The 22,757-nt window shown below is 69.8% G+C and carries 23 protein-coding genes; 10 read left to right on the forward strand and 13 right to left on the reverse strand.

Annotated elements, in window-relative coordinates:
- Positions 1 to 15 precede the first annotated feature (15 nt).
- A complete protein-coding gene (locus G406_RS0127555) occupies positions 16 to 834 on the reverse strand; it encodes an N-formylglutamate amidohydrolase (RefSeq protein WP_028936262.1) in 819 nt (272 codons plus the stop codon).
- 159 nt (positions 835 to 993) lie between these two features.
- Here G406_RS0127555 and G406_RS0127560 point away from each other — a divergent pair, with 159 nt between their 5' ends.
- Entirely contained in the window at positions 994 to 1,365 is a 372-nt protein-coding gene (locus G406_RS0127560; protein WP_156935193.1) for a hypothetical protein, read from the forward strand.
- Positions 1,366 to 1,472: 107 nt separating this feature from the next.
- On the opposite strand, the gene G406_RS0127565 is transcribed toward G406_RS0127560, so the two are convergent.
- Positions 1,473 to 1,847: a DUF4186 domain-containing protein gene (locus G406_RS0127565; RefSeq protein ID WP_028936264.1), complete on the reverse strand. Its 375-nt coding sequence runs from the start codon at positions 1,845 to 1,847 to the stop codon at positions 1,473 to 1,475.
- A 260-nt stretch (positions 1,848 to 2,107) separates the two neighbouring features.
- Entirely contained in the window at positions 2,108 to 4,240 is a 2,133-nt protein-coding gene (gene glgX / locus G406_RS0127575; RefSeq protein WP_028936265.1) for a glycogen debranching protein GlgX, read from the reverse strand.
- A gap of 163 nt (positions 4,241 to 4,403) precedes the next feature.
- On the opposite strand from glgX, the gene G406_RS50320 reads away from it, so the two are divergent.
- From G406_RS50320 to G406_RS57920, 6 genes are all read left to right on the forward strand, one after another.
- Complete coding sequence (locus tag G406_RS50320) at positions 4,404 to 5,738, forward strand: MFS transporter (RefSeq protein WP_051342755.1); 1,335 nt, start codon at positions 4,404 to 4,406, stop codon at positions 5,736 to 5,738.
- A gap of 43 nt (positions 5,739 to 5,781) precedes the next feature.
- Entirely contained in the window at positions 5,782 to 7,404 is a 1,623-nt protein-coding gene (ligD, locus tag G406_RS0127585; RefSeq protein WP_028936266.1) for a non-homologous end-joining DNA ligase, read from the forward strand.
- Between the two features lie 44 nt (positions 7,405 to 7,448).
- Positions 7,449 to 7,655: a hypervirulence associated TUDOR domain-containing protein gene (locus G406_RS0127590; RefSeq protein WP_028936267.1), complete on the forward strand. Its 207-nt coding sequence runs from the start codon at positions 7,449 to 7,451 to the stop codon at positions 7,653 to 7,655.
- A 144-nt stretch (positions 7,656 to 7,799) separates the two neighbouring features.
- Positions 7,800 to 8,258 (forward strand): SRPBCC family protein, encoded by a 459-nt coding sequence (locus tag G406_RS0127595; protein WP_028936268.1) that lies wholly within the window; start codon positions 7,800 to 7,802, stop codon positions 8,256 to 8,258.
- Positions 8,259 to 8,416: 158 nt separating this feature from the next.
- Positions 8,417 to 8,848 (forward strand): hypothetical protein, encoded by a 432-nt coding sequence (locus tag G406_RS0127600; protein WP_028936269.1) that lies wholly within the window; start codon positions 8,417 to 8,419, stop codon positions 8,846 to 8,848.
- A 171-nt stretch (positions 8,849 to 9,019) separates the two neighbouring features.
- Complete coding sequence (locus G406_RS57920) at positions 9,020 to 9,175, forward strand: hypothetical protein (RefSeq protein WP_028936270.1); 156 nt, start codon at positions 9,020 to 9,022, stop codon at positions 9,173 to 9,175.
- Between the two features lie 133 nt (positions 9,176 to 9,308).
- Here the strand turns inward: G406_RS57920 and G406_RS50325 are convergent, their stop codons facing one another.
- On the reverse strand, positions 9,309 to 10,337 hold the full coding sequence (locus tag G406_RS50325) for an amidohydrolase family protein (protein WP_037078533.1): 1,029 nt from the start codon (positions 10,335 to 10,337) through the stop codon (positions 9,309 to 9,311).
- Positions 10,338 to 10,456: 119 nt separating this feature from the next.
- Between G406_RS50325 and G406_RS0127615 the strand changes: the two genes are divergently transcribed.
- Entirely contained in the window at positions 10,457 to 11,293 is an 837-nt protein-coding gene (locus G406_RS0127615; protein WP_028936271.1) for a helix-turn-helix transcriptional regulator, read from the forward strand.
- 6 nt (positions 11,294 to 11,299) lie between these two features.
- Here G406_RS0127615 and G406_RS0127620 read toward each other — a convergent pair whose 3' ends face one another.
- The 3 genes from G406_RS0127620 to G406_RS0127630 form a co-directional block, all read right to left on the reverse strand.
- Positions 11,300 to 11,938 (reverse strand): class I SAM-dependent DNA methyltransferase, encoded by a 639-nt coding sequence (locus tag G406_RS0127620; RefSeq protein ID WP_028936272.1) that lies wholly within the window; start codon positions 11,936 to 11,938, stop codon positions 11,300 to 11,302.
- Positions 11,939 to 11,984: 46 nt separating this feature from the next.
- Positions 11,985 to 13,427: a CoA transferase gene (locus tag G406_RS0127625; protein WP_028936273.1), complete on the reverse strand. Its 1,443-nt coding sequence runs from the start codon at positions 13,425 to 13,427 to the stop codon at positions 11,985 to 11,987.
- A 183-nt stretch (positions 13,428 to 13,610) separates the two neighbouring features.
- Complete coding sequence (locus tag G406_RS0127630) at positions 13,611 to 14,465, reverse strand: helix-turn-helix domain-containing protein (RefSeq protein ID WP_028936274.1); 855 nt, start codon at positions 14,463 to 14,465, stop codon at positions 13,611 to 13,613.
- A 144-nt stretch (positions 14,466 to 14,609) separates the two neighbouring features.
- On the opposite strand from G406_RS0127630, the gene G406_RS0127635 reads away from it, so the two are divergent.
- Positions 14,610 to 15,539, forward strand: a complete 930-nt coding sequence (locus tag G406_RS0127635; protein WP_028936275.1) for an NmrA family NAD(P)-binding protein — start codon at positions 14,610 to 14,612, stop codon at positions 15,537 to 15,539.
- 33 nt (positions 15,540 to 15,572) lie between these two features.
- Positions 15,573 to 16,181 (forward strand): chorismate mutase, encoded by a 609-nt coding sequence (locus G406_RS0127640; RefSeq protein ID WP_028936276.1) that lies wholly within the window; start codon positions 15,573 to 15,575, stop codon positions 16,179 to 16,181.
- Between the two features lie 13 nt (positions 16,182 to 16,194).
- On the opposite strand, the gene G406_RS50330 is transcribed toward G406_RS0127640, so the two are convergent.
- The 6 genes from G406_RS50330 to G406_RS0127670 all read right to left on the reverse strand — a co-directional run bounded on the left by G406_RS50330 (position 16,195) and on the right by G406_RS0127670 (position 22,738).
- Positions 16,195 to 17,844 carry a flavin-containing monooxygenase gene (locus tag G406_RS50330; protein ID WP_051342758.1) on the reverse strand — a complete coding sequence of 550 codons (1,650 nt, stop codon included), beginning with the start codon at positions 17,842 to 17,844 and terminating at the stop codon, positions 16,195 to 16,197.
- Positions 17,834 to 19,237, reverse strand: a complete 1,404-nt coding sequence (locus tag G406_RS0127650) for an FAD-binding oxidoreductase (RefSeq protein WP_156935195.1) — start codon at positions 19,235 to 19,237, stop codon at positions 17,834 to 17,836. Before G406_RS0127650 ends, G406_RS50330 begins: the two co-directional genes overlap by 11 nt.
- Before the next feature lie 120 nt (positions 19,238 to 19,357).
- A complete protein-coding gene (locus G406_RS0127655) occupies positions 19,358 to 20,218 on the reverse strand; it encodes a helix-turn-helix domain-containing protein (protein ID WP_028936278.1) in 861 nt (286 codons plus the stop codon).
- Between the two features lie 151 nt (positions 20,219 to 20,369).
- The gene (locus G406_RS0127660) at positions 20,370 to 21,035 is read right to left on the reverse strand and encodes a TetR/AcrR family transcriptional regulator (protein ID WP_084216411.1); all 666 of its coding nucleotides are present in this window, start codon (positions 21,033 to 21,035) and stop codon (positions 20,370 to 20,372) included.
- Positions 21,032 to 21,928, reverse strand: a complete 897-nt coding sequence (locus tag G406_RS0127665; protein WP_028936280.1) for a crotonase/enoyl-CoA hydratase family protein — start codon at positions 21,926 to 21,928, stop codon at positions 21,032 to 21,034. The genes G406_RS0127660 and G406_RS0127665 overlap by 4 nt, the downstream gene beginning before the upstream one ends.
- Positions 21,929 to 22,012: 84 nt before the next feature.
- Complete coding sequence (locus G406_RS0127670; RefSeq protein WP_028936281.1) at positions 22,013 to 22,738, reverse strand: sulfite exporter TauE/SafE family protein; 726 nt, start codon at positions 22,736 to 22,738, stop codon at positions 22,013 to 22,015.
- Positions 22,739 to 22,757: the final 19 nt, after the last annotated feature.

The raw sequence follows: 22,757 nt of genomic DNA on the forward strand, positions 1-22,757 counted from the left end.
ACATGACGGCGCAGATCAACGGGCGTATCGGTGAGGTCGTGCGGTCGACAGGAAGGCGCCGAGCGCGGCCACGACCCGCTCCCGGTCCGGAGTGGGTGGCCCGTCGGGTTCGGCGAGGTAGCAGTCCCGTCGAATCTCGATCATGATCGAGGCGACCCTGGGGTCCGACCCGAGATGGGCGAGTGGCACGTAGGTGCCCGCGAAGGGCGAGTTGTGGCCGACCTCGAAGCCGGCGAACGCCGACGAGGCGGCATCGAGCAGCCAGTCCGGCGTGTGAACCGGGTCCGTACCGAGGCAGATGTGCGGGCGGGGACCCTCACCGTGCAGTTCGTAGGGCAGTGCCACCCTCGGGTAGGAGTGGACATCGACGATGACCGCGGCGCCGGTCGCGGCGAGCCGGCCGTCGACCGCGTCGCGCACCGCCGCCGCCCATGGCAGGTAGTAGGCGGCGAGCAGCGCGTCACGGTGCTCGGTGTCGGCGGATCGAAGGGGCTGCCCTCGGCTTGTCCGGGTGTACACGGCGGCCATTCCGACGGCGCTCATCTCCTCCCGCTCGTCCGGGAAGCGCTCGACGTCCACCACCAGCCGTGAGATGTCGTTCACGAGGGCGAACGGTCGACGGTCGGGGACATCGGCCGCGGCGATCGCCAGATCGTCCGTGTCGTGGTCGGTGAGCGCCGCCTGTTCGGCGGCCAGTGCGCCGTCGTCGAGCAGGATGTGGTCTCGCACCCACTCCGGCACCGTCCGGCCGGCATGCGGAACGTGCAGCAACACGCTGCTTGCCGGGTCGCCGGGCACGCACGATGGGACATGCCGCTGAGGCGCGTCGACCATGGACAGAATCCTCGAGCATCCGCCAACGATCTTGCTGCGGGCAAAAGTGAGAGTATCACGGGCGCTCGTGTCATGTGCCATGATTCCAGAGTGACAAGGGGTGCCTCAGGCTCCGAGGATCGTGACGAGCAGGCCGGCGTCGTGATAGCCGAAGGGGAGGTGTCGTTCGCCGTTCTGGGCGACCAGGAGGTGATTGCTCGATTCCGCACCATCCATACTCAGCAGCCGCCGCACAGTATGAGCGACCCCGAGTCGACCGACTGGGAACTGACCCTGAATGGCCGAGGGTTCAAGGTCCTCGGCGCTACCGATCAGGGCAGGTCGCCCACGGTGCCGATCAGCTCCCGGTGGACTCGCGGAGAGGAGGCACCGCTCCTGGCGACCATGGTCGAGCCGGGGCGATACCTAGTGCACTACAAATATTTCTATGGTCACCACCTCGGCTGGCTCTACGGGCCGGTGACTTTGACGTTCGACACCGACAACATGACAGTCGACGTCGTCGACGACCTTGAGTTCGAGGCGGACTGAGCACTTCCCGGTCACGCCACCCGTGATCAGTGGGTAGATTTCGAGATCAACGCGGTCGGGCCGGTCGATGAGGGTGCGCGTTGGCCGGCGGTGGCGCGTCGGCCAGGTCACGGTGGCGGGGAGTGGGGGGCGTACTGGCGGGTGATCCACCGGCAGATCACCTCCACGACGTAGCCGCGCTCGGCCTCGTCGAGCGCACGCCCGGCGGGGATGTCGTGCCAGCGAGCAAGGCAGGTGCGGCAGCACGTCGCGGTGGCATGCTGCGCGACGAAGACGGGATGCCCCCGGTAGGGCGTTTGACGGCCGTCGTTGCGTGGGTCGGCAGGTGCCAGCCTGCGGCCGATCAGCTCTTCGGCGTGCTGACGGACGGTCGTGATGCCGCGCAGGTCGACCACGGCGCGGTCCCGGCCCCGCAGCCGGAACTTCGCGCGGAAGGCGTGTTGCCCGATCCGGTTCAACCTGGCGTCCAGCTCGTCGGGCATCGCGGTCACCCCGTCGTCGATCAGCCGCGGAGCCAGAGCGACACGGCCTGCGTCCTGCTGTCGGCGCCGAGGGTGCACGCGGCGTCGACCACGTCGGTCTCGACTCGGACAGCTTCCATGATCACCACCGTCTAGTGGCTGTTTTCGAGCGCGAAATCAGCCATGAGGCGGTGGTGACGCTTCTATGTGTGTCAAGGGTTGTGTGGGGTGATTCCTTCTGTTGTGGGGGTCATGAGGTCTGACCGTCGAGGAGAACCGGGTCAGGTCTCGGCGCGGAGAACCGCGAGCGACCGGTCTGGGACGGTGCGTCGTTCGCCTGGCTCAGCCGTTGTGCTGTCGGCCTGATCCGGGTCCGCGGTGTCGAGGACGCTGATCCAGCGTCGTCCGTAGTCGGCGTCCGGCAGCGTGAAGTCGACGGGTTCGTGGTGGGCGTTGATCAGCAGCAGGAACGACTGGTCGGTCACCCGGTCGCCGAGCTCGTCGCGGTCGGGGATGCCGTTGCCGTTGAGGAACACCGCGATGCTGCGCGAGTAGCCGGTGTCCCAGTCCTGGTCGGTCATCTGTTCGCCGTCCGGGCGCAGCCAGGCGATGTCCTCGACGTTCGAACCGCGGATGGTCCGTCCCTGGAAGAAGCGCTGCCGGCGGAAGATCGGATGCTCGGCGCGCAGCGCGGCCAGTCTCGAGGTGAACCTGCTGAGCGCGGCGCGCCGCGCGGACTCGTCGGGATCCTCGGACTTGCTCAGGTGGCTCCAGTCCACCCAGGACAGCTCGTTGTCCTGGCAGTACACGTTGTTGTTGCCGTTCTGCGTGCGGCTCAGCTCGTCACCGTGCGCGATCATCGGTACGCCCTGGGACAGCAACAGGGTGGCCAGGAAGTTGCGCTTCTGTCGCTCACGCAGCTCGATGATCCCCTGGTCGTCGGTCGGTCCCTCGGCCCCGCAGTTCCAGGAGCTGTTGTTGTCGTCCCCGTCGTTGCCGTCCTCGCCGTTGGCCTCGTTGTGCTTCTCGTTGTAGGAGACCAGGTCGTTGAGGGTGAAGCCGTCGTGCGCCGTGATGAAGTTGATCGAGGCGATGGGGCGCCGGTTGTCCGACTCGTAGAGGTCGGACGAGCCGGTGAACCGGGAGGCGAACTCGCTGAGGCTCGCGGGCTCGCCACGCCAGAAGTCCCGCACCGTGTCCCGGTAGCGGCCGTTCCACTCGGTCCACAGCGGCGGGAAGTTGCCCACCTGGTAGCCGCCTTCGCCTACGTCCCACGGCTCGGCGATGAGCTTGACCTGGCTGACGACCGGATCCTGGTTGACCAGCTCGAAGAACGCCGAGAGCCGGTCCACGTCGTGGAACTGTCGGGCGAGGGTGGAGGCCAGGTCGAAGCGGAAACCATCGACGTGCATCTCGGTGACCCAGTACCGCAGCGAGTCCATGATCAGCCGGAGGGACTCGTGGTGGCGCACGTTGAGGCTGTTGCCGGTCCCCGTGGTGTCGAAGTAGTGCGCCTCGTCGCCCTCGACGAGCCGGTAGTAGGCCTGGTTGTCGATGCCCCTGAAGGACAGCGTCGGGCCGAGGTGGTTGCCCTCGGCGGTGTGGTTGTAGACGACGTCGAGGATGACCTCGATGCCAGCCCGGTGCAGCGTGCGGACCATCGTCTTGAACTCCAGGACCTGCTCGCCCCGAGTTCCGAAGCAGGTGTAGCGGTTGTGCGGGGCGAAGAAACCGATGGTGTTGTAGCCCCAGTAGTTGGCCAATCCCTTGTCGACCAATGTGGAGTCGTTGACGAACTGGTGCACCGGCAGCAGCTCGATCGCGGTGACGCCGAGCCGCCGCAGGTGGCGGATCATCGCCGGGTGCGCCAGTCCCGCGTAGGTACCTCGGACGTTGTCCGGGATGTCGGGGTGGCCCATCGTCATGCCCTTGACGTGCGCCTCGTAGATGACGGACTGGTTGTAGGGGGTGCGCAGCGGCCGGTCGCCGTCCCAGTCGAAGAAGGGGTTGATCACGACGGACTTCATGGTCGCGGCCGCGGAGTCGGTGTCGTTGAAGGCGTCCGGGTCGTCGAATCGGTAGGAGAACAGCGCCTCGCCCCACTCGATCTGCCCGTCGATGGCCTTGGCATAGGGGTCGAGCAGCAGTTTCGCCGGGTTGCAGCGCTGGCCGGCGGACGGCTCGTACGGCCCGTGCACCCGGTAGCCGTAGCGCTGGCCGGGGACGATCTGGGGTAGGTACCCGTGCCAGATCAGTCCGTTGCGTTCGGGCAGATCGACCCGTGTCTCGGTGCCGGTGTCGTCGAACAGACACAGCTCGATCCGCTCGGCGACCTCCGAGAAGATCGCGAAGTTGGTCCCGCCGCCGTCGAACGCGGCGCCCAACGGATAGGGCGAACCCGGCCACATACGCACTCCAAGCCTCCATGCTGGGGTCTCGCCTCGCGGAGGGCGCGAGCGCGATCAACCGACGGCTTACCCGTCAGCGCCGTGCTTACTCCTCCCACCGGCCTCAGGTGCGAATCGGCGGGGATCGGGTAGACGGGCCGTGACGGGCACCGAGAGATGGGGGAAACAGATGAGTTCGACCGATGCCGGGCCTGCCGGGGACGGGGCGGATCCCGGGCGCCGGCGGCGAGCCATGCTGGTTGCCGCGTTCGGCACCGTCGTGGAGTGGTACGACTTCACGCTGTACCTCTATCTCGCGCCCACCCTGGCCATCGTGTTCTTCGGTGGCGACACGAACTCGCTGATCTGGACCTTCGGGGTGTTCGCCGCCGCCTACCTGATGCGTCCGGTGGGTGCGCTCGTGTTCGGTCAGATCGGCGATCGGGTCGGGCGTCGTCAGTCGCTCATCGCCTCGGCGGTGCTGATGTCCATCGCCATGCTGCTCACCGCCGCGTTGCCCGGCGCGTCCAGCATCGGGTGGGTCGCGGGTGCGCTGATGCTGCTGTTGCGCTGTCTCATGGGGTTCTCGGTCGGTGGTGAGTTCTCCGGAATCCTGGTGTACCTGCTGGAGCGCTCGCGGGATCACAACCGCGGGTACGTGACCAGCTGGGCCTGCGCCAACAGCGAGATCGGAGCACTACTCGCGGTCGGCGCATCCAGTGTGCTGAGCGTGACGCTCTCGCCTGCCGACCTGCAGTCCTGGGGCTGGCGGGTGGCGTTCGTCCTCGGCGGCGTTCTCGCCGCGATCATGCTCGTGCTACGCCACGGCCTGGACGAGAGCCCGGTGTTCGAGCGGCTGCGGCGGGACGGGAAGTTGCCCCACACCCCGGTCCTGGACGTGCTGCGCACCCAGCGCACGGCGGTGCTGATCGCATTCGCCATCACGAGCCTCTCGGCGGTCACCTATTACCTCAACATCACGTTCGTCTCGACCTACCTGACCGATTTCGTCCACACGCCGACCGCGACGGCCCTCGGGTTGTCGACCCTGGCGGCCGTCGTGGTGCTGGTCGTGACGCCTTTCGCCGGTGCGCTCTCGGATCGCATGGGTCGTCGGTCACTCACGATTGCGCTGGCGGTCCTCGCGGCCATCAGCACGCCGCTGCTGTTCGCCCTGCTGGGCACCGGGGCGAACGGGCTCGTCGTGACCGGCGCGCTTCTACTGGCCGCGCCGGCCGCGGCGGTGACCTCGATCGCCGCGTCGGCGATTCCCGAGCAGTTCGTCGCCGCGGGCAGGTTCAGTGCGATGGCCATCGGCTACAACACCGCGACAGCGGTGTTCGGCGGCCTCTCGCCGCTCGTGGCGACGATCCTGATCGAGGTGTCCGGGTGGAAGCTCGCGGCGGCGTTCTACGTCACCGTCATCGCGCTTCTCGTCCTGCCGGTCCTGTGGGTCATGCCCGAGACCGCGGGTGTCCGGCTGCACGACACCGCTGAGGACCGCGACGCCGCGACACGGACGTGAGCACCCACGTTTCGGGTGGCGCGAGCGTAGGTAGACCCGCTGGGTGAGCGATGAGCGGGACGACACGCTGCGGGACTACCGCGGCAAGCGGGACTTCTCGGTCACGCCGGAACCCTCGGGTGACGGGCCCGCCCCGAGCGCGGGCGGCGCCAGGGGTGACGGGCGGTTCGTGGTGCAGCGGCATCGGGCCCGACGCCGGCACTACGACCTGAGGTTGGAGGTGGGTGGTGTGCTGGCGAGCTGGGCGGTGCCCAAGGGGCCGACCCTCGACGCCGGGAGGCGCCGGCTCGCCGTGCGGGTGGAGGACCACCCACTGGACTACGTCGACTTCGAAGGTGTCATCGCGCACGGTGAGTACGGCGGCGGAGATGTCATCGTGTGGGACCGGGGGACCTGGGCGGCCGCGGCGGGAACCGGCGACCCCGAGTCGGCCATCGCGGCCGGCGAGCTGCATTTCGACGTGGTGGGGGAGAAGCTGGCCGGCCGCTTCGTGCTGGTGCGCCGAGGGAAGGACCCTTCCGACAACCGGTCCTGGTTCCTGGTCCACGAACACGACGAGTACGCCCGCGAGGGCTGGGACCCGGAAGACTCGCCGCGCTCGGTCAAGACCGGCCGCACGAATGACGAGGTGGCCGCATCGCCGGAGGCGCGGTGGACCGACGGCGGCGAGAGGCACTTGAAAGTCTCCCCGGCGGAACCCGCCACCGCCGCGAGCTGGACGGCTCCGAGTCACGAGGAGCTCGCGGCCCTGGACGGGCTGGGGGACAAGGGGGACTGGGAGATCGACGGCCGTGAGGTACGGCTGACGAACCTGGACAAGGTGCTGTTCCCCGCTGTCGACGAGCAGCCGCCGGTGACCAAGCGCGACCTGATCCGCTACTACGCCCAGGTCGGACCGGTGCTCCTGCCGTACCTCGCCGACCGGCCGAGCAACCTGCACCGGTTTCCCGACGGGATCGAGCGACCCGGCTTCTGGCAGAAGGAGCTTCCCGCCCATGCGCCGCGCTGGCTGACCCGGTGGCACGACACGGAGGCCGAGCCGGACAGGACCCAGAACTACGCCGTCCTGGACAGCGTCGCCTCGCTGGTGTGGATGGCCAACTACGGCGCGATCGAGCTGCATCCCTGGACCTCGGCTCGGCGGGACGTGCACGAGCCCACCTGGGCATTGATCGACATCGATCCCGGGACGTCGACCACCTTCGACGAGATCGTCGTGCTCGCCAAGCTGTATCGCACGGCGCTGGAACACCTCGACCTGGTGGCGATGCCCAAGGTGACCGGGCAGCGCGGCATTCAGGTGTGGGTTCCGATCAGCTCCGGCTACACGTTCGGCGACACGCGCCACTGGGTGGAGCGGGTGTCCCGAGCCGTCGGTCGGATCGTGCCCGACCTGATCAGCTGGGAATGGCACCGGGAACGACGCAATGGCCGGGCTCGGCTGGACTACACACAGAACGCCGTCAACCGGACCCTCGTCGCACCGTTCAGCGTCCGGCCCGCGCCCGGCGCACCGGTCTCCATGCCGATCGAATGGGACGAGCTGGACGACCCCGGCCTCCGCCCGGACCGGTGGAGCATCAGGACCGCGCCCGACTGCGCCACCGGCGCGGGAGCGGCGGCGTACTCGTTGATCGGGCGGCCCCAGCGGCTTCCGGATCTGTGACCCCGTTCGCGTCGGGCGAAGCACCGACGCCGAGAGGAGTGGACATGTCGGAGTTTCCCCAGGGGACGAAGGTGCGGTGGCGAAGCCACGGCGGGTGGGCCGAGGGTGAGGTGCTGAAAATGATCACCTCGGATACCGAAGCGGCGGGACGGACGGTCCGGGCCTCGGCGGAGGAGCCTCAGTATCTGGTCCGCAGCGACAAGAGCGGCGGTGAGGCGGTGCACAAGCCCGAGGTGCTCGAGAAGCGATGACCCGCACAGGCTCACCGATGTTGCATCGGTTGTGCATCGTTTAGCCGGTTCGAGGTGGGGTAGCGCTGGAGTGTCCGAATCAGCGCTCGTGACCGGGGGACGGCGTCCGTCGGTCACGGGTGAGCCAAGCAGTGGGAGGTGCACATGTCGTCAGTGATCGAGACGATCGATGTCAACGTACCGGTCTCGAGGGTGTACAACCAGTGGACCCAGTTCGAGTCGTTCTCGCAGTTCATGGACGGGGTCGAGCGCATCGACCAGACAGATGACACGCATAGTCACTGGGTCACCAACCTCGGTGGGGTGCATCGGGAGTTCGACACCCGTATCACTGAGCAGACGCCGGACGAGCGGGTGGCGTGGACGAGCACCGACGGCACCAGCCACGCCGGGGTGGTCACCTTCCACCGGATCGATGAGGCGACCACGCGGGTCACCGCGCAGATCGACTGGCAGCCCGAGGGTGTGGCCGAGAAGGTCGGTGCGCTGGTCGGAGCGGACGACCGGCAGGTCAAGAAGGACCTCTCCCGGTTCAAGGAGTTCATCGAGGCACGCGGCACGGAGAGCGGTGCCTGGCGAGGCGACGTGGAGGCCGGGTCCTGACCGGTTCCTGAACCACGTTCCGCCCCGACCGAGGGCGGAGCGGCGTGCCCGGGGCGCGGCGACGACGTCGCGCCCCGGGGTCCCGCTGGGGAAGCAGGTCTGTACGGCGACGGGGTCGGCGTCGACGCCGGTCGACACACACGATGAGGGATGGCCCGATGGAATCGGTAGACACGCAACATTCCCGCCCCGACGGGGCCGGCGACGAGCTCGTCAAGGCCAACGGCAAGTTCGCCGAGGCTCTGACGGCCGTCGAGCGGGCCCGAGGGGCCCTCTACGACGTTCACCGGTTGATCGGTGACGCCGACGAGATGCTCGACGACGTCGTTCACGGGCTGCGGGAGAGCGGTCACCCCGACCTCGCCGACACGGTACGCGACGAGCTGCTCGGCCGGAACGTGCTCGCCGGCCGCTGGACGTTCCAGCTCGTCGAGGAGTTCGACTCCGGCTACTACGCCGCCTTCCGAGGGCTGGAGGAAACCGTCCGGAACCAGACGATGGACGGACGACGCCACGTGTTCGAGGCCGAGATGAAACAGAGCCGCCGTACGGCCGGCCGGCCGGGCCATGAGGCGGCCCCGCAACGCTGAACCCTCGGGATGCGGTGGCTCGGACGGCGCCGGAGGTTGAGCGCCCGATATCGGGGTAAGCGGACAGAGCGAGTCACCACCCCGTGCCGCATACGAGTGGCGCGGGTGAAGGCGGGGGCGTCGTTCTCGACTGAACCAGAGGGGGCGTACGGGGGCGATGAGGGAGTTGTCATGGGTCTGATCGTCGGTCTGCTTGTGTTGTGGCTTGTTCTCGCGGTGGTGGGTTTCGTAGTGAAGTCGCTGTTGTGGCTGGCGGTGGTGGCGTTGATCCTCTTCGTGGTCACCGGCGTCTTCGGCGGTGTCCGTCACCGAGGTCGGGTGCGCTGATCCGTCGCGGGATCTGCCGTCCCTGAACTCGACGTCGCAGAGCTTCATGTCGCGTCGCAGATGCTGCAACATCTGCGACGCGACACGACGCTCTGCGAGGAGACACGGAACTGGGCCCCGGCCCCTGTGCGAGCTACGACGTGGGCAGGTTGAAGACGTGTTCGGCGTTGCGGTGGCTGATCGCCGCGCGCTGTCCGGCGTCGAGTTCCGCCCCGGCGAGGAACTCGGCCGCGGCGACACCGTCCTCGTAGGGGTAGTCGACCGCGAACAGGATCCGTTCGGCACCGACCTTGGCGAGGCAGTAGGCGAGGGTGTCCCGGTCGAACATCCCGCTGGTGGTGATCCAGATGTTGCTGGCGAAGTACTCGCTGGGTGCACGGTCGAGCTGGACCATGCCCAGCACGTCACGCGCCCAGGCGTAGCTCTTGGCGTACAGGTTGTCGATGCGCCACAGCCAGTACGGGATGCCCTCGCCGAGATGACCAAGGACCAGACGCAGGTCCGGGTGCCTGTCGAACACCCCGCCGAGGATCAGCCGCATCGCGTGCGTCGACGCTTCGGCCTGGAACCCCCAGATGGCCTGCTGAAGCCCGTAGGGGTCGTAGGGCGCGAGCATCCGAGGGCTCGGCATGCGGGGGTGCAGGTACAGCGTGCTCCCGGTCTCCTCCAGCGCGGCCAGGATCGGTTCGTACTCGGGCTCGTCCAGGTAGCGGCCGCCGGTGTGGGAGCTGATCAGGACTCCATTGAACCCGAGGGTCCGTGCGGTGCGGCGAACCTCCTCGGCCGCCGCCTCGGGATCCTGGGGCGCGACGGCGGCGAGTGCCGCGAACAGGGTCGGGTCGGCGGCCACGATGTCGGCGAGTGCGTCGTTCATGTCCCGCGCGAGCGATGTCGCGGCCGCGCTGTCGGACCACAGCTGGACTCCTGGCGGGTTCAGGCTGAGAACCGAGACGTCGATGCCCGCTCTGTCCATCTCGTCGAGCCTGGTCGGCACATCGGTCAGCCGACGACTGATGTAGTCGTTGGTGATGAAATTGCGCGTGTAGATCCGTTCGGCATTCTCACCGGAGAACGCCGACAGTTCCGCCGTCCGCTCCCAGAACCGGGCGGTGGCGAAGTGTTCCTCGACCGCGATGATGCGGTCGCTCGCGGTATCCGGCATTGCACGCCCCTTCGACGGTGGACCGACTCTCCGTCGGACGCTATGACCGCACCGGATGCGCGTGCTGCCCCTTGCTCTTCCTAGGAACGCCAGGGGCACCCTCCAATAGGCTCGTGGACATGGGCCGGAAGAACCTGCTGGGGGAGTACCTGCGTGCGTGCCGCGCACGGGTCTCGCCCGCCGATATCGGGTTCGAGGGGGTCGGTCCGCGCCGGGTGTCCGGGCTTCGCCGCGAGGAGGTCGCGCAGCTGGCCGGGATCAGCGCGAACTACTACCTGCGGCTGGAACAGGGGCGCGATCGCCACCCGTCGGAACAGGTGCTGTCGGCCCTGGCGCGGGCACTGCGGCTGGACGCTACCGAGACGGCGCACCTGTCGGCTCTGGGCGGGTCGACGGCGGGACCGGTCGAGAGTGGCCGGCTCGTGACCGTGCCGGCCAGCGTCGACCTGCTTCTGCGGGCGCTGGAGCTGCCGGCCTTCGTACAGGACAGCCACTTCGACGTCGTGTCGTCCAATGCCATGGCCAGGGCGCTGTCACCGACGCTGCGTCCCGGCCGGAACCGGATGTTGTCGGTGTTCCTCGACCCGGACGAGCGCGCGCTGTTCCTTGACTGGAGGCCGAGTGCCGCCTACCTCGTGGCGTCCTTTCGTGCCTCGGTCGCCGGTCAGGCCGATGACGGGCGCACGACCGAGCTGGTGAGTGAGCTCTCGGCGGGTGACGCCTACTTCCGTGAGCTGTGGGACGGCCACACGGTCGTGAGCCGGGTGGACCGGCCACCGGTCCGGTTCGACCATCCTCGGGTCGGTGTCATCACCTTGACCAGGGACAACCTCGCGGTCGACGGACCCGACGGGCTGCGGTTGATGATCTATCACGCCGGACTGCGGCGGGACGACGTCGACAAGCTGGCCCAGCTCAGGGACACGGTCACGTTCGAACCGAGCGACGGCACCTGACCGGGGTCAGGTGCCCGTGCGGCGCGCGAACAGGATCGCGCCCGGCCGGTCGGTGGCCATGTTGAACTCCCACTGCGACTCGACCGTGAACCCGGCGTCCCGCAGCCAGTCCGCCATGCGCTCGGGCCTGCGCCGGTGGCCGTGGACCGTCGGATCGTCGCTGTCCATCGCCGGTGACGGGTCGCCGACGTGGAAGCCGACCTGCAACAGCCCGCCAGGGCGCAACACGCGGTGGAACTGGCCCAGCACGGTTGCCATCGCGCCGTCCGGGATGTGGATCAGTGACCACCAGGCGATCAGCCCGGCCACCGAGGCGGCGGGGACGTCCAGGTCGGTCATGGAGCCGACCTCGAACCGAGGGCCGGGGTGGTCGGATCGGGCCACCGCGATCATCTCCGGTGACAGATCGATGCCGAAGGCGTCGACACCGAGGCCGTGCAGGTGGGCGGTGACGTGCCCGGGACCGCAGCCGATGTCCGCCACCGCGCCGCCCCCCTCGGCCAGGACCTGGTCGGCGAACAGACCCAGGGCCGCGTTGAGGTGGGGGTGGCGCCCGCCCAGGATGTCTCGCACCACATCGGCGTAGCCGGCCGCGTCGGCGTCGTAGGTGTGTCGGGTGTCGGCCAGCCAGTCGTCCGCGCTCATGGCGGCACGCTAATCCACCGTCCCGGCATCCTGTTCGGCCCGACCGTCAGCGTGGCAGCCACTCGGCGGCGGAGCTGCCCAACCGGGGAGTCGTGTGCGCCCACCTCGGCGGTGTCCGCGACATCCGGATTACCGGGCCCAGGCTCTTCAGGTCGCCGTAGGCGGTGTCGTCGTCGGTGACCGCGTAGCGCTCGAACTCCGCGGCGGACAGCCGGTCGGGGGCGTCGGCGAAGCCGTCGACGAGCCCCTGGCGCTGGATCAGCATCGCCGACTGGCACAGCGACACCTCGACGTGGTAGCTGCCACCCTCTTGTGCTCGCCGGGCGAGCGCGACCATCGCCCCGAACCCACCGAGGAACCCGGTGAGGAAGTCGAGCAGGTACACCGGCGTGAGCGCCGGCCGACCGGCGCCGGTCTCGCGGCCCTGGATGTCGCAGATGCCGCTGACCGCCTGGGCGACCTGATCCCATCCGGCGCGGTCGGCGAACGGCCCGCCGGAGCCGAAGCAGTTGACGCTCACGTAGACCAGGCCGGGGCGGGCCGAGGCGAGCTGGTCGGGCCCGAACCCGTGCGCCGCCAGGCGGTTCGGACGGTAGCCCTGGATGAACACGTCCGCGCCCGCCGCGAGCTCGCGCAGCCGCGCGGCCTGGTCGGGCCGGGTGTAGTCGAGGTAGGTGCTGCATTTGCCGTGACCGGTGTCCCGCACGAACGGGGCCACCTGGGGGAGCTGGGGCGCGGTGACGGCCAGTACGTCGGCGCCGTGCTCGGCCACGCTGAGGGCGGCCGTTGGCCCGGCGAGGATACGGGTGAGGTCGAGGACGCGGACCCCGGACAGCGGGTCGGTCGCGTCACCGTGCAGCGTCTCGGGGGCGCTCTGCCCGATCTTGGTGATCTCCACGACCGGGCGGGCCGCGAGGTGGGCGCCGTGCGGGTGCTCCAGCCATTCGTCCGCACCGCGGACCACGCCCCCGCACGCGTTCACCTCGGCGATCGCGTCCTCCAGGTCCTGTGCCTTCCAAGTCCGTACGGCGGCGGCGACCGAATCCGGGGTGGCCTCACAGCGCAGGACGTCCAGTACGCGACGCTCGAGGTGCGGCAGGTTGAAATGCGGCAGGAACCACCGGTCGTCGGCGGTCGGCCACGGCTGGGTCAGCGCGACCATGTGCTCGACGTCGGGGGAGATCGGCGCGGGATGGTACTCGCCGTCCGGGCCGCGTACGAGCGTCATGTCCTCACCGCCGAGGGCGGTGGCGGCCGCGGCGCGGACGTCGATCCGGATGCGCTGTCGCTGCCCGGTCCGCAGCTCCCACAGGTCGTTCGCCGCGACGGCGCGAGCGGCCAGCGCGTCGGCCAGGGCCCCGCCGATGCGCAGCGGAGACGTGAACAGCGGGTCCGCCCCGCTGATCGTGACCTCTCCGTCGACCGGTAGCGGCCCGCCACGCACCGCCATCAGTTCGTCGAATGCGGATGGTGCGTTGTCAGTTCCCATGTCCTTTTCTCCTCGAATAAAGCGGGACAGGTGAGAGCGTGCAATTTATGTCGCTGCTTTGCTTCTCGCCGAAAGTATTGGCCTCTTGTTCCACGTTAAGGAAGGCGAATCAATTCGTGAAATACTTTCGCCGATGCATTGATGCGCCTCACGTATAGATGCTGGGAGTCCCGCTGCCTCGGATCAGCCGGCGTCGGCCGGGAACGCGACGGTCGGGCGAGCCGCGGTCGACAGCAGCCGGGTGAGCGCATGCTCGGATTCCGAACCGGGCTCGGCCTGATAGAGCCACAGCTGTAGCTCGGGGTCGTCCGGGAGGGTCAGCACGTGCTGGTGGAGTGTGAGGGGGCCGACCATCGGGTGGATGAACCGCTTGACCGCACTGCCCTTGCGGTGGGCATCGTGCCGGGCCCACAGCCGGCGGAACGACTCGCTGCGCAGCGACAGCTCACCGATCAGCTCGACCATCCGTGGGGCGTGCGGTTCCGGACCGGCCGAGGCACGCAGGGTGGCCACGGTGCACCGCGCCAGATGCTCGGTGTCGGGGACGAACTCGGCCACCCTCTCGTCGAGAAAGGCCATCCGAGCCAGGTTGTCACGTAGCACCAGCCCGTCGTAGAGCGCGTCGGCGGCGCTGTTCCGCGCAACGACGTCCATCCACGGCCTCACCAGCATCGCTGGGACGGCCACCCAGCGTTCGATCAGATCGGTCAGGGCGTGACCGGCCGGCGTCGGGATCGTGTCGGCGTTGCGAAGCACGGCATCGTGGGTGGCGAGAGAGCGCAGATGTGCATGGGTGTCGAAGTCGAGCCGCAGCACCCGGGCGAGCGCATCGAGGACCTGCGTCGACGGCCGGTTCTCCCGGCCTTGTTCGAGCTGCACGTAGTAGTCGGTACTGACCCCGGCGAGCATGGCGACCTCTTCGCGGCGGAGCCCGGGCACCTGCCGCGCCGGCCCCGGCTCGAGGCCGACCTGTCCGGGCCGGACGAGCGAGCGACGGGCCCGCAGGAACTCCCCGAGTGCACCCACCGTCCTGGCCATGAACCCGACGGTAGCCGAGGTTTCGCCGGGCGGGGGTGGGTGAGCCAGCACCACCCCGGGCCGCTCGGTCCCGCTTAGCGTCGGGTGCTGCCGCCGGCGTGACGGACGTCGGCTCTCCCGAGATCAGAGACAGGTGACCGAGACATGTTCGTGGTGACAGGAGCAACAGGCCGTACGGGCCGCGCGGTGGTGGGCGAGCTCCTGCGGTCCGGTCGGGCGGTGCGTGCGCTCGGGCGCGGTGCCCGTGGCCTCGCGCCGTTGCGGACCGCCGGCGCGCGGACGACCGTGGTGGAGCCGACGGATCGCGCGGCGCTCACCGAGGCGTTCCGGGACGCCGAGGGGGCGTACGTCATGGTGCAGCCCAACTACATTCCGGACAGCCCCGACTTCTCCGCCCACCAGCGACGGATCGTCGACGCCATGGCCGGAGCCCTCGCGGACGCCGGGGTCGGCCGGGTGGTGACCCTGAGCAGCTGGGGAGCGGACAAGGAATCCGGCACCGGCCCGGTCGCCGGGCTGCACTACCTGGAGGAACGCACCAACGGGCTCGACGCCGCCGTGACCAATCTGCGGGCGGGCTACTTCATGGAGAACCTGCTCGGCCAGGCCGCCTCGATCCGCGCCGCCGGAGTGGTCACCGCACCGTTCGATCCCGACCTGGCCATGCCCTTCATCGCCGCCGAGGACATCGGCCGCGCCGCCGCGCACCACCTGGCCGGTTCCACCCTGGCGCGCCCCGGGAGGCCGGAGGTCCTCGAGCTGCACGGCGAACGGGACCTGAGCATGGCCGAGGCCACCGAGATCATCGCCGAGGTCACCGGCCGACCCGAGCTGCGCTACGTCCGGCAGTCGATCGACCAGTTCGCCGCCGGGCAACGAGCGGCCGGGGTGTCCCGCAACGTCACCGATCTGATGGTCGAGGTCGCCGAGGCCATCAACTCCGGGCACACCGCCACCCGGCAGCCCCGATCGGCGGTCACCACGACTCCCACCACCATGCGGGCCTTCCTGACCGAGGCGCTGCTCCCGATGCTGCGATCCACCCAGGAGACCGGGGGTGTCGTGTGGCGGTGAGGCCCGGTTCCGGGCGAAGCTAGGGGAGTGTTCGTGCTCAGTACAGCTCTCGCCCGTGCCGCGGCATCGGTCGCCGGCATCCTCCTGACCGCCACCGCGTGTGGAACCGGGTCGCCGGCCGCGGCGCCGTCGACGCCACCGGTCTCGGCCACCACCGACCACAGCCCGCTGGAGCCGCTGGTCGAGCTAAGTGTCTCCCGCATCAAGACCGCCGACGAGGTGTCGGCGGCCAAGTTCGGCACACCGTCACCGATCGACGACCCGGCGCGCGAGCAGCAGGTGATCGCCGCGGCCAGCGCCAAGGCCCAGACCATGCAGATCAGCCCCGAGGAGGTGACCCGCTTCTTCCGGGACCAGATCGAGGCCAACAAGGTGGTGCAGCGCGGGCTCTACCAGCAGTGGACGTCCCATCCCGACCAGCGTCCGGGCACGAAGCCCGACCTGGCCACGGTGGTTCGTCCCGAGCTGGACCGGTTGACCGACCAGATCATGGACTCGCTCAAGGCCACCGTCCCAGCACGGCACGCCGGTGCCGGCTGCACCTCGGCGCTGCGGCGGGCGACCGAGGAGGCCGGCCGGCACCTCGACCAGCTGCACCAGCAGGCGCTGACCGTCGCCACCGGCTCGGTCTGCACCGGTTGATTCCGCCGGAGCCTCAGACCGTGGCGCCCGGCCCTTCGGCGGCCGGGACGCCGTCGAACAGGAAGCCCTGATAGCCGCGCTCCGCCACGTCGGCACAGATCCGCCGGTAGGCGGGCGCGCCACCGAGGTAGATCAGCAGCGCTCGCGGTTTGCCGGGCACGTTGCTGCCCATGAACCAGGAGTCGGTGCGGGGCAGCAACGCCCCGCTCGCCACCTCGTCCGTATGCTCACCCCACCGGTGCTCGGCCTCGGCGGACGGTTCGATCCGGTCGACGCCGCGCTCACGCAGGTGGCTGATGCAGTCGGCCAGCCAGTCGACGTGGTCCTCGGCGGCGAGCGGGTGGTTGTAGAACTGTGACGGGCTCTGCGGGCCGGTGATGGTGAACAGGTTGGGGAAGCCGTGGGTCATCAGCCCCAGGTAGGTGTGTGGGCCGTCGGACCAGTGCTCGCGCAGTGACCGTCCGTCGCGCCCCCGGATACCCATCCGGAGCAGCGGACCGGTGAATCCGTCGAAACCGGTGGCCAGCACGATCGCATCCAGCGCATGGTCCGTGCCTGCCGCGCCCTCGGTCCGGATTCCGCGTGGGATGATCCGCTGGATCGGGCTGGAGCGCAGGTCGACCAGCTCGACCGTGTCGCGGTTGTAGGTCTCGTAGTAGCCGGACTCCAGCGGCGGGCGCTTCGTGGCGTAGGGGTGGTCGGTGGGACAGAGCAGCTCAGCGGTGGCCGGGTCGGTGACCCGTTCACGGATCCGGTCCCGGATGAACTCGGCGGCGGTGTCGTTGGCCTTCTCGTCGAAGAACAGGTCGGCATAGGAGTCCAGGAACAGCCGGAACCCGCCCTGGTCCCAGCGCTCCTGGTAGACCCGGCTGCGTTCGTGGTCGGACACCGCCAGCGCCGACGGGGACTGCAGGTCGAAGGGCAGTCCGGCGAAGTTGTCGCGGGACCGCCGGCGCAGGTTCGGGTAGTCGGCCTTGACCAGGCGCGCGAACTCGGGATCCAGGGTCCCGTTGCCGATCGGGGTGGCGTAGTTCGCGGTGCGCTGGAACACCGTCAGGTGCGCGGCCTGCGCGGCGATGTGCGGGATGACCTGGATGCCGCTGGAGCCGGTGCCGATCACCGCCACCCGCTTGCCGGTGAAGTCCACGCCCCCGCGCGGCCAGCGCGCGGTGGAGTACACCGGCCCGTCGAAGGTGTCCAGCCCGTCGAGCTCCGGCGTTGCCGCCTCGGACAGGTTGCCCGCCCCGGAGATCAGGTAGCGGGCGCTCAGCCGGTCCCCGATGTCGGTGGTCAGCACCCATCGGGCGCGGTCGTCGTCCCAGGTCGCCGAGGTGATCCGGGTGTCGAGGACGATGTCACGGCGGAGGTCGAACCGGTCGGCGACGTGCTCAAGGTAGCGCAGGATCTCCGGCTGTCCGGCGAACCGCTCGCTCCACCGCCACTCCTGCTGCAGGTCCGGGGAGAACGAGTACGAGTAGCTGTAGCTCTCGATGTCGCAGCGGGCGCCCGGATACCGGTTCCAGTACCAGACGCCACCCACACCACCCGCCCGGTCGATCGCCCGCACCGACAGTCCCAGCCGGTCCCGCAGCACGTGCAGCGCGTAGAGGCCGGAGAACCCGGCCCCGACGACGACCGCATCCAGTTCCAGATCATCGGTCATGGCGTGCCTTCCGAGCGGGACCTGGGTGTTGCGGCCCGCGCGGGAGCGGCGTCGCGGTGAACACGCCGTCGGGGTCGAGGCGTGCCTTGACCGCGAGCAGCCGGGCGGAGTTCGGGCCGTAGGCAGCGTCGGCCTGGTCGACGTCGTCGGGGCCGAGGAGATTGGGATAGCCGCCGGGCAGCGCATGCGGGGCGAGCGCCGCACCGGCTCTCCGGGGCCAGCCGCTGGGCAGGGGCGACTCCTCCGGCGCGCCGGTCTCGATGAGCTCGACCATGAAGTGGTCTCGGCGCAGTCCGAAAGCGCCGCTGGCGACGGCCGTCCTGGTGGCCGCACCGTGGAAGTGGTGGATGTTGATGAACGAGCCGGGTGCGGTGCGCGCGGCGAAGGCACCGAGTAGCGCGGACACCGTGGCGTCGGTCAACGCGGCGACGTTGCGGGTGCGGATCTCGTACCGTGCCCCGTCCGGGAACGCACCGTCGAACTCACGCAGCTTCGCCAGTGGGGACATCGGCTTCACGATCGTGGTCAGGGGTGTGCCCAGCCGGGCGAACCCGTCGAGGACCGCCGTTCCGTCGCGGAGCGCCCCGGACCAGGTCGGCGACACCGCGATGATCGGGTCGCCGTCGGGGCCGGGGGTGAGCGTGATCATGGCGCCGAGCGCGTCGGGTGCACGGTCGAGGAGGTTGCCGTACCCGCGCAGCACCTGGCCCGCCTGATCCCACGGGAAGGTGAAGGAACCGGCGAGTACCTGCGCCACGGGATGCAGGGCCACCTCGGCGGACGTGACGACGCCGAAGTTGCCGCCCCCACCGCGCAGCGCCCACAGCAGCTCCGGGTCGGCACCGTCCTGAGCTGCCCGCACGATGCGGCCGTCGGCCAGTACCACCTCGGCGGCCAGCAGGTTGTCGGCGGCGAGGCCGCGAGACCCGAGCAACGGACCGTAGCCCCCGCCGAGGGTCAGCCCGATCATCCCCACGGCTCCGACCGTGCCGGTGACCGCGGTGAGCCCGTGGCGGTCCGCGGCCTCCGCCACGTCCGAGGAGGTGGCGCCACCGGCGACGGTAGCGACGCCGTCGTGCACCGAGACGTGCCGCATCCGGGTGAGGTCGATGACCAGGCCACCCGGCCGGACCGCCCGCCCCGCCCAGTCGTGGCCGCCGCCCCGTACCGACAGCGGTAGCCCGCTTGCTCGTGCCGCGCGGATCGCGTGCCGCACGTCCGCCGCTGTCGCGCACCGCACGACGAGCGCCGGGCGGTGGGTCACCGCTCCGTTCCACACGGCCGAGACGGCGTCGAGCTCGGGCCCTTCGACCGCGATGCGGGTTCGGTCGATCCGGCGGGTGAGGACGTCGAGCGCTGTGGCCGTGCGGTCGGCGTCGGTGTGGACAGTCATGATCATCCTTAGGTGCTCGCGAGTGATCCCCGGACGAGGAGGACAGGGGAACGGCCGAGGAGTGGCGGACCGACCGTCAGAGGGGCCGGTGGGGGCGTGTCGATCGAGAGGAACGCCGGATCAGCGCCGGTCAGGCTCCAGCGCGGAGAGGTCCTGTAGGCCGAGAACGTTGACCAGGGCGAGTCGCTCGGCGTCGGTGCTTCCGGGTTCGGCGGTGAACAGGGCGACGCGCAGATCGCCGTCGTGGATGGTCAGGATGTCGAGGTCCAGCATCAGCGGCCCGACCTGGGGGTGCACGACCCTCGCGCGGTGCACCCCGTGGGCGGTGACCGGGGCGCTGTTCCATGCCCGGTCGAACGCGCTGCTCGTCGAGCGCAGCGCGGCGATCAACGCGGTCAGCTCGCGTTCGGCCGGGTAGCGGGCCACCGCGGCGCGCAGGTCCGCCACGAGGCTGGCCCGGAACCGTTCGGTGTCGGCGGGGTCGTCGAGGCAGTCGTTGATCCCGGCGAACTCGCACCAGACCAGGTTGCGCTCCCAGCCGCGCGCCGCGCTCGGGTCACCGTGCAACGCGGCCCAGGACGAGTTCGCGGCCAGCTGGGTCCACGCGGCGGTGAAGACACCGACGGCGCCGGAGTCGAACCGGTCCAACAGCCGGCGCGCGCCCGGCCCGAGGTAGGTCGGCACGCACCCTTCGCCTGCCGGTGCGTGACCGGCCAGCGCGCAGAAGTGTTCGTACTCCTCCCGCGACAGCCGCAGTGCCCGGCTCAGCGCGTCGAGGACCGGCATCGAGGGACGGGCCCGGCCCTGTTCAAGGCGCTTGATGTAGTCGGCGGAGACCCCCGCCAACGCCCCGAGCTCCTCGCGTCGCAGTCCCGGGGTCCGCCGCCGGACGGTGGACCCGGCAATCCCCACCAGGGCCGGCGACACCGTCTCCCGCCAACCCCGGAGCGCCCGTCCGAGATCGCTCTGTGCTCCGCTCACCTGATCGACGATAAGCGCTGCGCGGCTGAGAAGCCTGGGCCAATCGTTCCCAGGCTCCACACCCGCCGGGTCGCACTTCGCAGAGCCTCACGTCGCGTCGCAGGCACTGCAGTGTCTGCGACGCCACGTGAAGGTCTGCGAGGTCGCCGGGTCAGGCTCGGTCGTCCGGGTGGGACGCGCGTTCGAGGAGCGCGGCGCCCATCGCGATGACCGCGTCGGCCACGTGTTGCTCCGGCGGTGACGGGTCGCGGGACAGCGCCTCGGCGAGCATGGCCCGCAACGCGCCCATCAGCGCGGCGCCGACCAGTCCGGCGTCGATGTCCGGGTGCAGCTCGCCGGCCCGTTGGCCGTGCCGGATGTTGCGGGCGGCGGCGCCGGACTGTGCACGCAGCCGTTCGGCGTCCGCCTTGGTCGCGGCCGCCTCGTGCACGAGCCCGGCGGCCACCGCGCGTCCGAGCGGATGGGTGTAGAGGAAGTGCACCTCGCGGCGCAGCCGCACCGCCTCCCGCTCCAACCAGTCGCCGCCGGTCTCGATCGGTGCGTCGAACACCTCGGCACCGTACTGGTCGTAGAAGTCGTGTACGACGGCCTCGACCAGCCCGTCCTTGCCCGCGAAGTAGCGGTACAGCGCGCTCTGCACCACCCCGGCGCGGTCGGCGACCGTGGCCAGCTCCAGCGTCCCTCGCTCGGCGAGCTCGTTGCTGGCGGCGGCGAGCAGGCGGGCTCGGGTGGCGTTGCCCTTGCCGGTCAGCTCGTGGGGCGCCCCGGTCGGGCCCTCTGGCCCGGACCGGGTGCCGCGTCCGGTCTGAGATGTCACACGGTGATGATGTGGGTCGGGTCCGGCCGCCGCTCCGGCGGGGCCTGGCTGTAGTCGCCGAACGCGCCGTCCCGCTCGGCGACGACCGCGCGGGCTCCCTCCTTGCCGGCCCGTTCGACGAAGGCCAGCGCGTCCGGCGTGTTGCGCATCAACCCGTCCACGATCGGGCCGAGCCGCTGGGTGGCGGCGAGCCCCATGGCCTCGTAGGCGTTGTTCATCACCAGCTTCATGGCGGCCAGCTGGGACAGCGGGATGCGGGCCAGGTCCGCCGCCAGGTCGGCCACCGTGGACTCCAGCTGCGCGAACGGCACCGCTTCGTTGATCAGCTCCACGTCGGCGGCCTCCCGGCCGGTCAACGGGCGGCCGGTGAGCCCGTGGTACTTGGCCTTGGCCAAGCCGAGGCGCAGCGTCCACATACCGGTCTGGTAGGTGCCCCACATTCTGCTGTACGGGGTCCCGATCACCGCGTCCTCGCTGGCCACGATGAGGTCGGCGGCCAGTGCGAAGTCGCTGCCACCGCCCACACACCAGCCGTGGACCTGGGCGATGACCGGCTTCGGGGAACGCCACACACTGAGGAAGTGTTGTGTCGGGGCGATCTCGGATGCGGTGGCGAAGACGAAGTCCTTACCCGGGTCCCAGGCGCCGTCGGTGTCGAGTTCGTCGCCCCAGTGGGTGAAGCCGTCGCCGAAGTCGTAGCCGGCGCAGAACGCCCGACCGGCGCCACGCAGCACGATGACCTTGACGTCCTTGTCCCGCACCGCGCGTCCGACCGCTCGGCTGACCTCGTAGGGCATCGGCGGCACGATGGTGTTCAGCTCGTCGGGCCGGTTCAGGGTGATCGTCGCGATCGGCCCGTTCACGGTGTAGAGGATCGTCTCGAAGTCGCTCATGGCGACAGCTTCGCCCCAGTACGTCCTCCCGTCAAGAAGTGAATTCACTTCTTTCTTGGTGTCGGTCGAGTCGGCGATCATCCACTAGCGAACGATCGCCAGGATCATGGTGGCTGCTCCGACCGCGAGGACGCCGTCGATCAGGAGCTCGTAGGTGTGCGAACCGATGCGCTCGACGAGGTGCCGGGCGACGATCGAGCCGCACATGAGGGCGCCACCGATGGCGAGGCCGCGTACGAGGACACCCTCGGTCAGTGCGCCCGCGGTGCCGAACGTGGCGAGCTTCCCGGCGTAGAGCAGCAGCGAGCTGGCCGCCTCCGTGCCGAGGAACGCGCCTCCGCTCAGCCCGTAGGCGGTGAAGACCGGCACGCTGAGCGGGCCGGTGGAGAACACCATGCCGGTGAGAAAGCCGACGACCGCACCCGCCGCCACCATGTGGCCCGTGGTGAACCGCCACCGGCTGACCCGACGGCTCCTGCGGAAGGCGATCATCGCGACGAAGAACGCCGCCAGTGCCCCGTCGACCAGAGCCGGCCGGATCGTCAGCAGGGCGTGGGCACCGAGGACGGCGGCAGGCACTCCGGGAAGCGCGTAGGCGAGGACCGGTCGCCACACGATTCGCCGCCACCAGGCGATCACCCTGCCCACGTTGCCCATCACCGAGGCGATACCCATCACCGGCACGGCGACCCTCGGTCCGTAGAGCCAGACGAGCGCCGGGAGCAGCAGCAACGACGACCCGGTTCCCACGACACCGCTGAGGACACCGGCGGCGATCGCGACGAGGACCAGGAAAGCGACTGTCACCATTCGGGGCCCCTCGTGGTCG

It is taken from the genome of Actinospineispora spinosispora DSM 44797 (assembly GCF_000429025.1).
GTDB lineage: Bacteria > Actinomycetota > Actinomycetes > Mycobacteriales > Pseudonocardiaceae > Pseudonocardia > Pseudonocardia spinosispora.